Below are 12,711 nucleotides of genomic sequence, written 5' to 3'. Positions count from 1 at the left end.
GGCGCCTCCCGAGGAGGCACAGCAATCTGGTCTGCTCATCCGCCCCCACCGGCGGCTCCACCGGCGCCGCGAACAACCCGCTCTTCTCCAGGTCACCCGCGTACGGCCTGATCTCCTCCACCGCGAACTTCACCAGCTCCAGGGGAAGCCGCTCGTCGAAACCGATCGCCCGGGACAGATCCCATGTGTGGACGACGAGATCCGCGATCATCTGGGCGCAGTACGCGGTCGCCGGGGTATCTCCGTACGACAGATGAACCGTGCGATCGAGCGCTCCCGGCCCGCCGAACGCGTCGCGTGCGGAGCAGGCCGCCGTGTCCCAGGAGGCGGCCGGATCGGGGCCCAGCAGATCCCCGTCGAACGTGTCGCCGACCTCCTCGATCATGCAGCCGTCCCGCACGAGCGAGGGCACCCAGAGCTGCTCGGACACGAGGTGGTTGACGAGGTCACGGACCGTCCACCCGGCACAGGGCGTGGCCGCGCCCCACTGGTCCCCGCGGACGGCGTGGACGCGGGAGCCGAAGAGATCCAGTGCCTCGGCGTGCCGGGTGAGCAGCGGATTTCGAGCCGCCGCGTCGCTTGTGTCGGCTGTGTCTGAAGTCGTACGGATCATGGCGTCGCCGGTCCTCGTTCGCGGGCTCCCTCGCGCGTGCGACCCGAGACGACCGGGCGGCGCGGATGGCGGCGAAGATACTCGCCCTCCAGTTGCGCCATCCGTTCGTTGTGGGTGCGCAGTGCTTCACTCGATCCGTGCAGCAGCGTGTCGTGCCGCGTGCGGTGGATCGACTCCAACTCCTTCATCAACTGCTGGTCGTCCAGCTGGTCCGCGTGCACTCCGGCCATGGTGGTACCCCGATCTTCGTGTTCCTCCATGAGGTCCGGGTACCCGCCCGGCAAGCGTTACCCCGAGCGGCATCCGGGAGGGAGCCATGGATCTCGCGTTTCTCCATCCACTGTACGAACATCCCGGGCCCTGGGCCTCCGTGTACATCGGTGCGACCGCCCCGTCGGAGTCCACGGCCCATGAGCGGTCCCTGACGGCCGCCGCCGTATCCCGTGAGCTGGCCGAGCAGGGAGCGGACGAGGCGACCTGCCGGGCGGTGCACGATGCCGTGCATGAGCTGCGGTACGACGCCGAACCGCACGGCCGGGCGTTGTTCGCCCGCGGCGGCCAGGTGGTCCTGGATCCGCCGCTGGCCTCCCCGCCCCCGGCGCCGGAGGCCTTTTGGACCCCGCTGCCCCGTACGGCACCGCTGCTGGACCTCGCCGGGGAGGACCCGGTGTGTCTGGTGGCGTACGTGGACCGGCGGGGCGCGCGTTTCGAGCTGCGCGGCGCCCTCGGCGGCGAGGACGCCGGGGCGGTCGTGGGCCGTCAGTGGCCCGTGCACCGTACGAGCACGTCCGACTGGTCGGAGCGGCACTTCCAGCTTCGCGTGGAGAACACCTGGGAGCACAACGCGGCGGAGATCGCCGACGCGCTCGCCGTGTGTCAGGAGGAGACCCGCGCCGACCTGCTGGTCCTCGTGGGTGAGGACCGTGAGCGGCACGCCGTGCGCGACCGGCTGCCGCAGCACCTCCTCGACCGCGTGGTGGAGGCCCCGCACGGGGCCGGCAGCAGGCTGCTGGACGAGGACCTGGAGCGGGTCCGCGCCGAGCACGTACGCCGGCGGGCCGCGGACGAGGTCGAGCGGTTCCTGGCGGCGCGCAGCCCGGACGCCGAGGGGCGCCGGGGTGCCGTGAAGGATGTCGCCGACCTGGTGGAGGCGGCGCGGGAGCACCGTATCGACGAACTCCTCGTCCGCCCGGAGGGCGCCGACACGCACCGGGCGCTGTGGGTCGGCGCGGGCCCCGACCAGCTGGCCGTACGCCGTACGGAGCTGCGGACGCTGGAGCCGGGGCTCGACGAGGAGCACGCCTGGTCGGCGCGTGCGGACGACGCGCTGCTGCGGTCCGCCGTGGCCACGAACGCCCCGGCGATCTCGGTGGCGGCGGCTGCCGAGGCGACGGAGGGCGAGGTGCCGGTCGGCGGGCTGGGCGCGCTGTTGCGCTGGAAGTAGCCCACCCGGTTGGGCCGGGTGGGGCCGGGTGGGCTATCGGGCGCGCTCCACGCGCCGCTCGTCCCACACCGGCTCCGGGGTCTCCCGTACCCGGCCGTCGGAGCCGAAGACGAGAAAGCGGTCGAACGAACGCGCGAACCAGCGGTCGTGGGTGACCGCGAGGACCGTGCCGTCGAAGGCCTCCAGACCCTCCTGGAGGGCTTCCGCGGACTCCAGATCGAGGTTGTCGGTGGGCTCGTCGAGGAGCAGCGCGGTCACGCCCTGCAACTCCAGGAGCAGGATCTGGAAGCGGGCCTGCTGGCCGCCGGAGAGCCGGTCGAAGGGCTGCTCGGCCTGCTTGGTCAGCTCATAGCGCCGCAGCCGTGACATGGCGGCGCCCCGGTCCTGGGCGTGCTCCTCCCACAGGATGTCGAGCAGCGTCCGCCCCTCCAGCTCCGGGTGGGCGTGTGTCTGCGCGAAGTGCCCGGGTACGACCCTGGCGCCGAGCTTCCACTGGCCGGTGTGGGCCACGTCGTCGCCGGCGAGCAGCCGCAGGAAGTGGGACTTGCCGGAGCCGTTGGAGCCGAGGACGGCGACGCGTTCGCCGTAGAAGACCTCCAGGTCGAAGGGTTTCATCAGCCCGGTGAGTTCGAGGCCCGTGCAGGTGACGGCCCTGACGCCGGTACGGCCGCCCTTGAGCCGCATGGTGATGTCCTGCTCGCGCGGCGGTTCCGGCGGCGGCCCGGCCTCCTCGAACTTCCGCAGCCGGGTCTGGGCGGCGGCGTAGCGCGAGGCCATCTCATGGCTGACCGCGGCGGCCTGACGGAGCGTCAGCACCAGCTTCTTCAGCTGGGCGTGCTTCTCGCCCCAGCGACGCCGCAGCTCCTCGAAGCGCTCGAACCGCTGCCGCCGCGCCTCGTGGTACGTGTCGAAGCCGCCGCCGTGCACCCAGGCGTCCGCGCCCGCGGGCCCCGGCTCCACGCTCACGATCCGTTGGGCGGCGCGGGCCAGCAGCTCCCGGTCGTGCGACACGAAGAGCACGGTCTTGCGGGTCTCCCTCAGCCGCTCCTCCAGCCAGCGCTTGCCGGGTACGTCGAGGTAGTTGTCGGGCTCGTCGAGGAGGAGCACCTGGTCGGTGCCGCGCAGCAGCGCCTCCAGCACCAGCCGCTTCTGCTCACCGCCGGAGAGCGTGCGCACCTGCCGCCACTGCGCCTTCTCGTACGGCACGCCGAGCGCGGCCATGGTGCAGATGTCCCACAGCGTCTCCGCCTCGTAGCCGCGCACCTCGGCCCAGTCGGAGAGCGCCTGCGCGTACTTCAGCTGGGCGGCCTCGTCGTCCACGGTCATGATCGCGTGCTCGGCGGCGTCGACGGCCCGGGCGGCCTCCCGGATCCCCGGCTGCGCGACCGACACCAGCAGATCCCGCACGGTCGACTCGTCCCGCACGGACCCCACGAACTGCCGCATCACCCCCAGCCCCCCGCTGACCGTGACCGACCCCCCGTGCGGCTTCAGCTCCCCCGACAGCAACCGCAACAACGTGGTCTTCCCGGCCCCGTTGGGCCCCACGAGAGCGACAACGGCCCCCTCCCCCACCCGAAAGGACACATCCCCCAGCAAGGCCCTCCCGTCCGGCAGGTAGTACTCCAGGTGAGCGGCTTCAAGGTGTCCCATGAGCCGCATTCTCCGAGCCCACAATCCACCGACGCAAACCCGTTTCCCCGGTGGCGCCCGCACCCGCCCAGCCGAAGCCACCGGGCACCCAGTGCGACCAAGGCCCCCGGCGCCAACCCCGCGCACCCCGCAGCCGAGCCCCGGACCCGCCCGACACGGCCCCGAAACAATGGGGTACTCGTGGACCCATGACCCCAGACGTCGACCTCACCATCCGCCCCCCGGGCCACCACATCCTCAGGGACCGCTTCCTGGCCGCGGACACCCGCCTGTTCGACGCGGTGGCGACCCGCCACTGGCCCGGCGCCCACCCCCTGCTCCCGAAGCTGAGCCGCGCCGCGAACCACGGCGTCCTGTGGTTCGCCACCGCCGCCGCCATCGCCGCGACCCGAAGCCCCAGGGCCCGCCGCGCCGCCGCCCGGGGCATCGCCTCCCTCGCCCTCGCCTCCGCGACCATCAACACCCTCGGCAAGCGCTCGGTACGCCGCCCCCGCCCGGTCCTGGACAACGTCCCGCTGATGCGCCGGCTGAAGCGCCAGCCGATCACCACGTCGTTCCCGTCGGGACACTCGGCGTCGGCCGCCGCGTTCGCGACCGGCGTCGCCCTGGAGTCACGCGGCTGGGGCGCGGCGGTCGCCCCGCTGGCCGCGGCGGTCGCGCTGTCCCGCGTCTACACGGGCGCCCACTTCCCCAGCGACGTCGTGGTCGGCGCCGCCCTGGGCGTGGGCGCCGCCTACGCCGTACGAGGCCTGGTGCCGACCCGCGACCAGCTGCCACCGCCCGGCCGCCCACGCGTGGACGCGCCCGCGCTGCCGGACGGGGACGGCCTGGTCGTCGTCGCCAACAGGGCCGCGGCAACCGCGGACCGCGTACGCGCCCTGCGCGACATGCTCCCCGGCACCGAGACCGTTGAGTGCGAACCGGAGGACGTGAAGGCCGAGTTGGAGAAGGCCGCCACCCATGCCCGGGTCCTCGGCGTGTGCGGCGGCGACGGCACGGTGAACGCCGCCGCCGAGGTGGCCCTGCGCCACAACCTGCCCCTCGCCGTACTCCCCGGCGGCAGCTACAACCACTTCGCGTACGACCTCGGCGTGGAGGACGCCCGCGATCTGAGCCGCGCCCTGCGCCGTGGCGAGGCCGTCCGCGTGGACCTCGGGCACTTCGCGGCCGGTGACACGGAGGGCCACTTCCTCAACACCTGCAGCCTGGGCGTCTATCCGGAGCTGGTGCGCGAACGCGAGCGCTGGGAGCGGCGGATCGGCAGCTGGCCGGCCGGGGTGCTCGCGACGCTGCGCGTCCTGCGCTCCGACCGCCACCCGCTCCACACCGTCGTCCAGGGCCGCCCCCACCCGCTCTGGCTGCTCTTCGCCGGCAACGGCACCCACCACCGTCTGGGCCTGTCCCCCGCCCACCGTCACGACCTGGCGGACGGGCTGCTGGACGTCCGCGTCGTGCACGGTGGCCGCCGCCCGGGCCTGCGACTGCTGGCCGCGGCCGTCGCCGGACCGCTGACCCGCTCCCCGGCCCACGCGGCGCTGCATGTACAGCAGCTGAAGGTGGAGGGCATCGCTCCGGGCACGCCACTGGCGTACGACGGCGAAGTCACCCAGGTCGGAGGGGATCTGACGCTCCGGAAGATACCGGAGGCGCTCACGGTCTACCGCCCTCAGCCCCTCCGCTGACGACTCGTCGGCACACCTCGTCGACACAACTCTCCTCGGCACTCTCCGACTCGGACATCAGTCCACCATTCAAGACGGCGGTCTCAATATTCGGCATGGTCGCGTACGTTCGACGTATGGCCTCGCATCTCGCGAAAGGGGAACGGTCATGTCTAAGGCACGGGAGACCGCCGTCTACACGCACGGGCACCACGAGTCGGTACTGCGTTCGCACACCTGGCGGACGGCGGCCAACTCGGCGGCCTATCTCGTCGGTTCGCTGAAGCCGCACATGAAGATCCTGGACATCGGCTGCGGCCCGGGGACCATCACCGCGGACCTGGCGGCCCTGGTCCCGGAGGGGCATGTCACCGGCGTCGACCACGCCCCCGGCATCCTCGACCAGGCCCGCGCCACGGCCGCCGACCGGGGTCTGACCAACGTCGACTTCGCGGTCGCGGACGTCCACGCGCTGGACTACCCGGACGACACGTTCTGCGTGGTCCACGCGCACCAGGTGCTCCAGCACGTGGGCGACCCGGTGCAGGCGCTGCGCGAGATGCGCCGGGTCACCAAACCGGGTGGTCTGATCGCCGTCCGTGACTCGGACTACGCGGCGATGACCTGGTTCCCGCACTCCCCCGGCCTGGACGCCTGGTTGGACCTGTACCGCCGGGTGGCCCGCGCCAACGGCGGTGAGCCGGACGCGGGGCGCCGGCTGAAGTCATGGGCGCTGCGGGCCGGGCTCACGGACATCACCGCCACCTCCGCCACCTGGACGTACGCCACGGCCGACGAGCGGGCCTGGTGGAGCGGACTGTGGGCGGACCGGACGGTCGCCTCCTCGTACGCCGAGCGCGCCACGGAGAGCGGTCACGCGACGGCGGAGCAGCTGCGGGAGATCTCTGAGGCGTGGCGGGAGTGGGGGCGGCAGGAGGACGGCTGGTTCTCCGTTCTGCACGGCGAAATTCTCTGCCGCAAGACGGTCTGATCGCGCGTATTCTGGAAACCCGAACCATCAGGAGGTTCAGTAATGGTTCCTATCCTGCTGGTACTACTGCTGGTGCTGATTCTGTTCGGCGCCGGATTCGCCGTAAAGGTTCTCTGGTATATCGCACTGGCCGTTCTGGTCCTGTGGCTGCTCGGATTCCTGGTGCGCGGCACATCCGCCACCGGAGGCAGGGGCCGCTGGTACAGGTGGTGAACCTCGGGCCCTTGTTCGTTGATTTGTTCGTTGATTACCGCGCGTGGTTCATCACCGTCGTCCAGGATCCTCCCAGGGTGACGGCACCTGCTCGTTCACCGAGCTGATGAGTGCGTTGAGGTCGATGCGTACGAGGTCGACGTCCGCGATGCGCAGGGTGAGGTCACCGGTGATGACCACACCACCGGCGAGAAGCCGGTCGAGGAGATCGACGAGGGCCACTTCACGGCGTTCTATGACGGTCATGACTCCTCACCGCTGAAGGGTTCCCCAGTGAATGAATAGGCCGCCCATGGCCCGGTGAGTTCCACCCGCAACCCCGGTTCCTCGTTCTTCGTACGGTCCACGAGTTCCACGAACTCCTCGGAATGCTCGCGGGTCACCAGATAGGACGCGTTGAGCACATTGCGGCCGGGCACACCGGAAAGGGCGGAATTCTGGGGCGCGTGCAACCGGCTGTCCTCCGCGAATTCCGCGAGCGTCTCGTGCAGTCGGCGCGCGAATGTCTCGGCCTTCTCCCACATCTCGTCCTGAGCCTGTCGGCTCCGGCTCCGCTGCCGGAGGTAGTCGCGCCCGCCGACGGCCTTCGCCGGCTGCCGGGGCGGCGGCTGCTGCTGGGCCTCGGGCTCCAGATACACCTTGACGCCCCACTCCACCCGGCCCGCCAGCCGGTCCAGGGTTCGCTGGAAGCTCTCCTCGCGGGCCTCCAGCATGACGCGTACGGCGCTGTCGTCGTGGAACACGGTGGCGAGCCGCAGCGGCAGGGGCGTGGTGACCACGGTGAGCGCGTCGATCACGCTCTGGTGGGCGCGGGCGGTCTCGGCCAGCCAGTCCAGGTCCTCCAGATGGGCGCGCAGCGGCTCCTCGGCGAAGTCGCGCTCCGGCACCTCGCTGACGACGGCGATCAGGTCGTGGTGGCGCAGCAGCCGGGGAGGGGCGCCCGCGACCCCGGTGAGCTGGCGTTGCAGAGCCGCGTCGAAGGGGCGGCAGACGGCGTACACGTACCGCAGTCCGGTCATGAGTGCTCCTCTCTGGCGCGGCCGGGCTCGATGGACGGCTCCGGCTCCCGCCGGTACCGCCCGTCGTCCAGCTCGGCGAGCCGGGCACGCAACTCGGCGTTCTCACGGGCGAGTTCGTCGCGGCGGGCGTGGGACGACAGGGCCGGGTCGCTCTCCCACCAGTCGATGCCCATCTCCTTCGCCTTGTCGACGGAGGCGACGATGAGACGCAGCTTTATGGTGAGCAGCTCGATGTCGAGCAGGTTGATGCGGATGTCGCCCGCGATCACCACGCCCTTGTCGAGCACGCGCTCCAGGATGTCGGCCAGGTTGGCGCCGCTGCTCCTGTCGTACGGCTCGGGGACTCGGCTCGGGAATGTCATCGTCGGCTCCCGCCCACGGCGGCCCGTTCCTCGTCCTCATCCTCGTACGGTTCCTCGTCGATGTCCTGCCCGACGTCGCCCTCGGTGTCGTCCACCGTCTCGGGGCCCTCCTCGTACTCGTCCTCCGCGGGTTCCTCGTCGTGACTGCGGACGACCTCGCCGTCGTGGATCTCGCCGCGCCGGCCGTCCTCGGTCTCCCCCTCCAGGGTGATGAAGCGGGCGAAGTTCTTGAGGTCGAGCCGGGCGCGGCGGCCCTGGGCGCGCCAGAGGCTGCCGGTCTTCTCGAACAGGCCCTTCGGGTAGTACTCGATCACCAGCAGGACCCTGGTGAGGTTGTCGGCGAGCGCGTGGAAGGTGACGGCCCCCTTCGTGGTGCCCTTCGCGCCCTCCGCCGTCCAGGTGATCCGCTCGTCGGGCACCTGTTCGATGATGTCCGCCTTCCAGCTGCGGTGGGACCAGAAGATCTTCAGCCGCCAGTCGGAGTGGGTGTCGTCGGCGCGGTCCGCGCTGGTGACGCCCGTGGCGAAGGTGCCGAAGTCCTGGAACCGGGTCCACTGGTCGTACGCGGTGCGCAGGGGTACGCCGACGTCCACGGATTCGTAGATCACCGCGGGTTTGTCGCCGGCGGCGCCCTCGCGTCCGCCCTTGCCGCCGCCGAGGTTCCTGAGCACGCCGAGCACGTTCTTCTTGGTCCGGTCCGCGCCCAGTTCCAGGGCGGAGCGCAGGGGGCCCTTGCCCTCGGCGAGCTTGCGGCCGGCGTCGCGGGCGAGCCGTGCGAAGCCGGGGCTGTCGCCCTCGGCGATGTCGTTGAGCCTGACGGTCGTCCCGCCGAGTCTGCGGCCGGCGCCGGCCGGCAGTCGCTGGGCCTGGGCGGCCGGATACTCCCGGGCCTCCGCCTTGAGGTGGTCGACCGCGGGGCTGTGGGCCAGGTCGGTGAGCGGGTTGGACTTGGCCGTGTCCCGGGCGTGATCCGTGGCCCTGTGTGTCGTGCGTCCGAGGGTCTCAGTCATCGCCGCCGCCTTCCTTCGGGGACCGGGAACGGGTGGTCCTGCGTGCCGCCGTCTTGGCCGCGGCCTTGGTAGGGACGGTCTTCCTGGCCGACGTCTTCTTGGCCGACGTCTTCTTGGCCGACGTCTTCGTCGCCGTGGCCTTCGTCGCCGTGGCCTTCGTCCCCGTGGCCTTCGTCCCCGTGTCCTTCTTCGCCGTGGCCTTCGTCGCCGTGGTCTTGCGGGCGGCTTTCTTGGCAGGGGCGGCTGTCTTCTTCGCGGCCGTCTTCTTGGCCGGGGACTTCTTCGCCGCGGGCTTCTTCGCCGGCTTCTGGCGCGGCGGCTCCGGCTCTTGCTCCCACTCGTCCTCGGGCACGTCGTGGTCGGCCATGGGTTCCTCGCCCCCGCCGCCCCTACCCGTCCCATCCCCGGGGCTCCGCCCCGGACCCCGCTCCTCAAACGCCGGAGGGGCTGAATCCTCCGCGGCGTCCTCCTCACTCCGCTCCGGGGTCCGCCCCGAGTCACGTCCCTCAAGCGTGTGAGGGCCGAGCTGATCTCGTATCCGCTCCGTGCGGTCATGGAGTCGGGTGGCGAGGGATTCGAGCCGGCGTTCCAGTAGGGCGGCGGTGGCTGTCTTGCCGATGCCGCGCAGGTCCTCGTGGAGCTGGTCCCCGATCTCCTTGATCTCCTTGACCTGCGGGGTGTTCCGCAGGTGGTGTGACACCAGGTCCGCGAGCGCCCGCGGGCTCAGCCGCATCCGTTTGCCGGCCACAACGGTGCCGACGGCGAACGCCGGCTTCGTCTTCTTCGTACGTCCGAGGACGTATCCGGCCCCGATGGCGAGGCCCAGTCCGAGTCGTCGGTTCATCCTGTCGTCCCGTCGCCCGTTCGTGTTCCCGCGCTCCTGCGCACGCTGATCTCCAGCCGGTCCAGGAGTTCGTCCTCCAGACGGTCGAACTCCTCCTCGTCGATCTCGCCCGCTTCGAGCCGCTGCTCCAAGCGGGTGAGATCGGCACGGACGGCCGCCGGGTCGTAGTACTGGCGCTCGGCCTCGGCGAGCACGTGGCCCACCGCCCAGAGGCTGCCGCGGACCGGGGCGAACGGCAGCAGCAGCACCTCGGTGATCAGTCCCATGTGCTCGCCCCCGCCGTCAGTGCGATGCCTCGGCGGGCCGCGACGGCCCCGGTTCGACGAAGCTGTACGGCGGCAGCGGCCCGTTGACGCGCAGCTCGATGTGCGGATGGCTCTTGCGGACCTGGTCCACCGCGGCGAGGAACACCTCGGCCGACCCCCGGTCCACGAGGAACGACACGTTGGCCAGCCAGCCGGTGGAGTCGGGGCCCACGCTGACGTCCTCCGCGGCCGACTCCAGCGCCCGCTGGAGCTCCACCGCGTCCTCGGCCTCCCGGTTCTGCACGGCGGCGACCACCATCTCGCCGAGTCGCAGCCGGTCCTCGTAAGTGCCGCCGCCGGCGCGCTGGTTGGCCTCGGTGAGGGCGCGCAGCTCGGAGTTCTCGCCCATCACACGGTGCAGCACCGCCTCCTCGTCATGGCTGGCCTTGACGTTGTACTCGACCTTGCCCTCCAGGGCGCCCAGCCGCTCGCGGTAGTGCTCCGCGCGTTCGGTGAGGACGCCGGCGACGGCCGCGTCGTCGGGGGCGACGCTGCCGAACCGCATCGGCAGCACGGGGCCACCCGCACCCGTCTCGCTCAGGACGTTCTGATGGGCGAGCAGGTCCTTGCGCTTGGGGCGCAGCCCCTCCGGGGCGTCGCTGACGACCGCGGCCAGCTCGCCCTGTTCGATGACACGCACGGGACGGGCGGGGTCGCCGACCCCGCCCATGCCCTCGGGGAGCGCCGGATGGGAGCGGGCGGTGATGCCGTAGACGTACGTGCTCACTCCGACTCCTCCCTCTTGCGTGCGCTCGTGGTCTTGCGGGCCCGTGGCCGTGATTCGGCCTGACCCTCCTCACGGGCCTGCCGGAAGGCGTCGGAGATCGTCTCGGCGGCGCCGGACAGCGCCCCCTTGGACTTGCCGCGCGCTCCGGACTCGGTGAGCTCACCGACGAGGTCCGGAAGGCCGGGGTCCTTGCGCGGCCCGGACTCCAGGTCGAGCCGGTTGCACGCCTCGGCGAAGCGCAGATAGGTGTCGACGCTGGCCACCACGACCCGTACGTCGATCTTCAGGATCTCGATGCCGACCAGGGAGACCCGTACGAACGCGTCGATGACGAGCCCCCGGTCGAGGACGAGTTCCAGCACGTCGTACAGGCCGCTGGTGCCGCCACCGCCGCCGGACTGCTGTGCCGGGACTACTGTCATGCCGGCCGGTCCTCCTTGTCTGTGGATACGGGTGTGGGAGGGCGGCCTAGCGACCGCCCCCGCGATGTGGGTCGGCCCTGCCGCGTTCGTAACGGCGAACGCGCCGGTAGCCGGTGAGCTCGCCGCCGGGGTCGAGTTCCACCCGGTAGCTCGCGAGCAGGCTCATCGTGTCGGGAACCCGGGCGAGTTCGAGGACCTCGACCTCCAACGTCCAGCCGTCCTCGGTCTGTTCGAAGGACGACACGGACTCGGGCGCCATTCCGGTCAGCTCGGCGAGTTGCGTGCGCGCATGGCGCAGCACCTGCATGGGGCTGGGCCGGTCGTCGGCCGTCGACGAGGAGTCGCCCTGTGAAGAAGTGCGGGAGTTCGGGGATTTCGATGTGTTGGATGTGTTCGACATGGCCACCTCGAACTCCGAGTGGCCCCACTGCCGTTGGCCAAACCTTCGCTCCGACGGTGTCTCAGATCACGTCGGTCAGTTCCGCGAGCCGCCGCCGGGCCGGGCCGAGTGCACGCGCCCGGCTCATCAGCCCGGCCCAGGGCCTGGTCCGGGCCTGTTCGACGGCGTCCTCCAGGGTCCAGCGGCGGGCGTCGACGGCGGGGTCGTCGAGCTGCTCCCAGGTGAGGGGGGTGGCCACGGGCGCGCCCGGCCTGGCGCGGACGGCGAAGGGGGCGACGGCGGTCTGGGCGTAGGCGTTGCGCTGGACGTCGAGGTACAGCCGGTCCCCGCGGTCCTTCTTGCGGGCGGCGGTGGTCAGCCGCTCGGGGTGGGCGCGGACGAGTTCCTCGGCGATCTCCCTGGCGAAGTCGCGTACGACGTCGAAGTCGTCGCGTCCGGTCAGCGGTACGACGATGTGGAGGCCCTTGGATCCGGTGGTCATCGGCGCGGCCGGCAGCTTCAGCTCGTCGAGCAACTCCCTTGCGTCCCCTGCCGCTTGCCGGACCTGTGCGAAGTCGTCCTCGGCCGGGTCGAGGTCGAGGACCATCCGGTCGGGCCGGTCGAGCCGACCGACCTTCGAGAGCCAGCGGTGGGGGGTCAGACAGGCCTGGCCGGCGAGGTAGACGAGGGTGGCGGCGTTCGCGCACACCGGGTGGACGACCGTGCCGCCCTCCTTGGGCACCTCGACCCGCTCGATCCAGTCCGGGTAGTACTCGGGGGTGTTCTTCTGCATGAACATGGGTCCGTCGAGCCCGTCGGGGTGCCGTTCCAGCATCAGCGGGCGCCCACGCAGATGGGGCAGCATGAACGGGGCGACGGCACGGTAGTACGCGACGAGGTCGCCCTTGGTGTACTCCTTGCCGCCGTCGTCACTGCTGGGGAACAGCACCTTCTCCGGGCGGTGGATCTCGACGCCGCGCCGGCCGACCCGCATCGTGTGCGTGTCCCCCATCTCCGACTCCCCTCTGCCCACGAACCGTTCACCGCTCTGCTCGTGGACCGTTCATG

At 71.3% G+C, this 12,711-nt stretch carries 17 protein-coding genes; 4 read left to right on the top strand and 13 right to left on the bottom strand.

What is annotated here, in order from left to right; translation table 11 throughout:
• Positions 1 to 613: TIGR03086 family metal-binding protein (locus tag STRIP9103_RS14700; protein ID WP_048820293.1), on the bottom strand; the 613-nt coding region annotated here is incomplete at its 3' end.
• Positions 610 to 873 (bottom strand): DUF6158 family protein, encoded by a 264-nt coding sequence (locus tag STRIP9103_RS14695; RefSeq protein ID WP_009310756.1) that lies wholly within the window; start codon positions 871 to 873, stop codon positions 610 to 612. The genes STRIP9103_RS14700 and STRIP9103_RS14695, both read right to left, overlap by 4 nt.
• Positions 874 to 929: 56 nt before the next feature.
• Here STRIP9103_RS14695 and STRIP9103_RS14690 point away from each other — a divergent pair, with 56 nt between their 5' ends.
• On the top strand, positions 930 to 2,057 hold the full coding sequence (locus STRIP9103_RS14690; protein ID WP_009310743.1) for a baeRF2 domain-containing protein: 1,128 nt from the start codon (positions 930 to 932) through the stop codon (positions 2,055 to 2,057).
• 33 nt (positions 2,058 to 2,090) lie between these two features.
• Here STRIP9103_RS14690 and STRIP9103_RS14685 read toward each other — a convergent pair whose 3' ends face one another.
• Positions 2,091 to 3,710, bottom strand: a complete 1,620-nt coding sequence (locus STRIP9103_RS14685; protein ID WP_048820298.1) for an ABC-F family ATP-binding cassette domain-containing protein — start codon at positions 3,708 to 3,710, stop codon at positions 2,091 to 2,093.
• A 188-nt stretch (positions 3,711 to 3,898) separates the two neighbouring features.
• Between STRIP9103_RS14685 and STRIP9103_RS14680 the strand changes: the two genes are divergently transcribed.
• The 3 genes from STRIP9103_RS14680 (at position 3,899) to STRIP9103_RS14670 (ending at position 6,575) form a co-directional block, all read left to right on the top strand.
• Positions 3,899 to 5,392 (top strand): bifunctional phosphatase PAP2/diacylglycerol kinase family protein, encoded by a 1,494-nt coding sequence (locus tag STRIP9103_RS14680; protein WP_009310754.1) that lies wholly within the window; start codon positions 3,899 to 3,901, stop codon positions 5,390 to 5,392.
• A 148-nt stretch (positions 5,393 to 5,540) separates the two neighbouring features.
• Positions 5,541 to 6,362, top strand: a complete 822-nt coding sequence (locus STRIP9103_RS14675) for a class I SAM-dependent methyltransferase (RefSeq protein WP_009310738.1) — start codon at positions 5,541 to 5,543, stop codon at positions 6,360 to 6,362.
• 42 nt (positions 6,363 to 6,404) lie between these two features.
• A complete protein-coding gene (locus tag STRIP9103_RS14670; RefSeq protein ID WP_009296984.1) occupies positions 6,405 to 6,575 on the top strand; it encodes a hypothetical protein in 171 nt (56 codons plus the stop codon).
• 51 nt (positions 6,576 to 6,626) lie between these two features.
• Here STRIP9103_RS14670 and STRIP9103_RS14665 read toward each other — a convergent pair whose 3' ends face one another.
• From STRIP9103_RS14665 to ligD, 10 genes are all read right to left on the bottom strand, one after another.
• Entirely contained in the window at positions 6,627 to 6,821 is a 195-nt protein-coding gene (locus STRIP9103_RS14665) for a gas vesicle protein (RefSeq protein ID WP_009310758.1), read from the bottom strand.
• On the bottom strand, positions 6,818 to 7,594 hold the full coding sequence (locus STRIP9103_RS14660) for a GvpL/GvpF family gas vesicle protein (RefSeq protein ID WP_009310741.1): 777 nt from the start codon (positions 7,592 to 7,594) through the stop codon (positions 6,818 to 6,820). The genes STRIP9103_RS14665 and STRIP9103_RS14660 overlap by 4 nt, the downstream gene beginning before the upstream one ends.
• Entirely contained in the window at positions 7,591 to 7,956 is a 366-nt protein-coding gene (locus STRIP9103_RS14655; protein WP_009310774.1) for a gas vesicle protein, read from the bottom strand. The genes STRIP9103_RS14660 and STRIP9103_RS14655 overlap by 4 nt, the downstream gene beginning before the upstream one ends.
• Positions 7,953 to 8,966 carry an SRPBCC family protein gene (locus tag STRIP9103_RS14650; RefSeq protein WP_009310732.1) on the bottom strand — a complete coding sequence of 338 codons (1,014 nt, stop codon included), beginning with the start codon at positions 8,964 to 8,966 and terminating at the stop codon, positions 7,953 to 7,955. Before STRIP9103_RS14650 ends, STRIP9103_RS14655 begins: the two co-directional genes overlap by 4 nt.
• Positions 8,959 to 9,810, bottom strand: coding sequence for a hypothetical protein (locus STRIP9103_RS14645; RefSeq protein ID WP_009310763.1), 852 nt, complete (start codon positions 9,808 to 9,810; stop codon positions 8,959 to 8,961). The genes STRIP9103_RS14650 and STRIP9103_RS14645 overlap by 8 nt, the downstream gene beginning before the upstream one ends.
• Complete coding sequence (locus STRIP9103_RS14640; protein ID WP_009310761.1) at positions 9,807 to 10,076, bottom strand: gas vesicle protein GvpG; 270 nt, start codon at positions 10,074 to 10,076, stop codon at positions 9,807 to 9,809. The genes STRIP9103_RS14645 and STRIP9103_RS14640 overlap by 4 nt, the downstream gene beginning before the upstream one ends.
• Before the next feature lie 16 nt (positions 10,077 to 10,092).
• Positions 10,093 to 10,842 carry a GvpL/GvpF family gas vesicle protein gene (locus STRIP9103_RS14635; RefSeq protein ID WP_009310769.1) on the bottom strand — a complete coding sequence of 250 codons (750 nt, stop codon included), beginning with the start codon at positions 10,840 to 10,842 and terminating at the stop codon, positions 10,093 to 10,095.
• Entirely contained in the window at positions 10,839 to 11,264 is a 426-nt protein-coding gene (locus tag STRIP9103_RS14630; RefSeq protein WP_009310736.1) for a gas vesicle structural protein GvpA, read from the bottom strand. The genes STRIP9103_RS14635 and STRIP9103_RS14630 overlap by 4 nt, the downstream gene beginning before the upstream one ends.
• 46 nt (positions 11,265 to 11,310) lie before the next feature.
• Positions 11,311 to 11,664 (bottom strand): gas vesicle protein GvpO, encoded by a 354-nt coding sequence (locus STRIP9103_RS14625; RefSeq protein ID WP_009310751.1) that lies wholly within the window; start codon positions 11,662 to 11,664, stop codon positions 11,311 to 11,313.
• 61 nt (positions 11,665 to 11,725) lie between these two features.
• Complete coding sequence (gene ligD, locus STRIP9103_RS14620) at positions 11,726 to 12,655, bottom strand: non-homologous end-joining DNA ligase (RefSeq protein WP_009310767.1); 930 nt, start codon at positions 12,653 to 12,655, stop codon at positions 11,726 to 11,728.
• Positions 12,656 to 12,711 lie beyond the last annotated feature (56 nt).

It is taken from the genome of Streptomyces ipomoeae 91-03, from assembly GCF_000317595.1.
GTDB lineage: Bacteria > Actinomycetota > Actinomycetes > Streptomycetales > Streptomycetaceae > Streptomyces > Streptomyces ipomoeae.
Note: the sequence above shows the minus strand (reverse complement) of the source record. Positions and strands in the feature narration are given on the sequence as shown.

Bases quoted from the DNA above. Each gene is read 5' to 3' on its own strand.
- STRIP9103_RS14660 (WP_009310741.1), bottom strand. From the start codon at position 7,594: ATGACCGGACTGCGGTACGTGTACGCCGTCTGCCGCCCCTTCGACGCG.
- STRIP9103_RS14645 (WP_009310763.1), bottom strand. From the start codon at position 9,810: ATGAACCGACGACTCGGACTGGGCCTCGCCATCGGGGCCGGATACGTC.
- STRIP9103_RS14625 (WP_009310751.1), bottom strand. From the start codon at position 11,664: ATGTCGAACACATCCAACACATCGAAATCCCCGAACTCCCGCACTTCT.
- STRIP9103_RS14670 (WP_009296984.1), top strand. From the start codon at position 6,405: ATGGTTCCTATCCTGCTGGTACTACTGCTGGTGCTGATTCTGTTCGGC.
- STRIP9103_RS14650 (WP_009310732.1), bottom strand. From the start codon at position 8,966: ATGACTGAGACCCTCGGACGCACGACACACAGGGCCACGGATCACGCC.
- STRIP9103_RS14675 (WP_009310738.1), top strand. From the start codon at position 5,541: ATGTCTAAGGCACGGGAGACCGCCGTCTACACGCACGGGCACCACGAG.
- STRIP9103_RS14680 (WP_009310754.1), top strand. From the start codon at position 3,899: ATGACCCCAGACGTCGACCTCACCATCCGCCCCCCGGGCCACCACATC.
- STRIP9103_RS14630 (WP_009310736.1), bottom strand. From the start codon at position 11,264: ATGACAGTAGTCCCGGCACAGCAGTCCGGCGGCGGTGGCGGCACCAGC.
- STRIP9103_RS14655 (WP_009310774.1), bottom strand. From the start codon at position 7,956: ATGACATTCCCGAGCCGAGTCCCCGAGCCGTACGACAGGAGCAGCGGC.
- STRIP9103_RS14685 (WP_048820298.1), bottom strand. From the start codon at position 3,710: ATGGGACACCTTGAAGCCGCTCACCTGGAGTACTACCTGCCGGACGGG.
- STRIP9103_RS14665 (WP_009310758.1), bottom strand. From the start codon at position 6,821: ATGACCGTCATAGAACGCCGTGAAGTGGCCCTCGTCGATCTCCTCGAC.
- STRIP9103_RS14695 (WP_009310756.1), bottom strand. From the start codon at position 873: ATGGAGGAACACGAAGATCGGGGTACCACCATGGCCGGAGTGCACGCG.
- STRIP9103_RS14640 (WP_009310761.1), bottom strand. From the start codon at position 10,076: ATGGGACTGATCACCGAGGTGCTGCTGCTGCCGTTCGCCCCGGTCCGC.
- ligD (WP_009310767.1), bottom strand. From the start codon at position 12,655: ATGGGGGACACGCACACGATGCGGGTCGGCCGGCGCGGCGTCGAGATC.
- STRIP9103_RS14690 (WP_009310743.1), top strand. From the start codon at position 930: ATGGATCTCGCGTTTCTCCATCCACTGTACGAACATCCCGGGCCCTGG.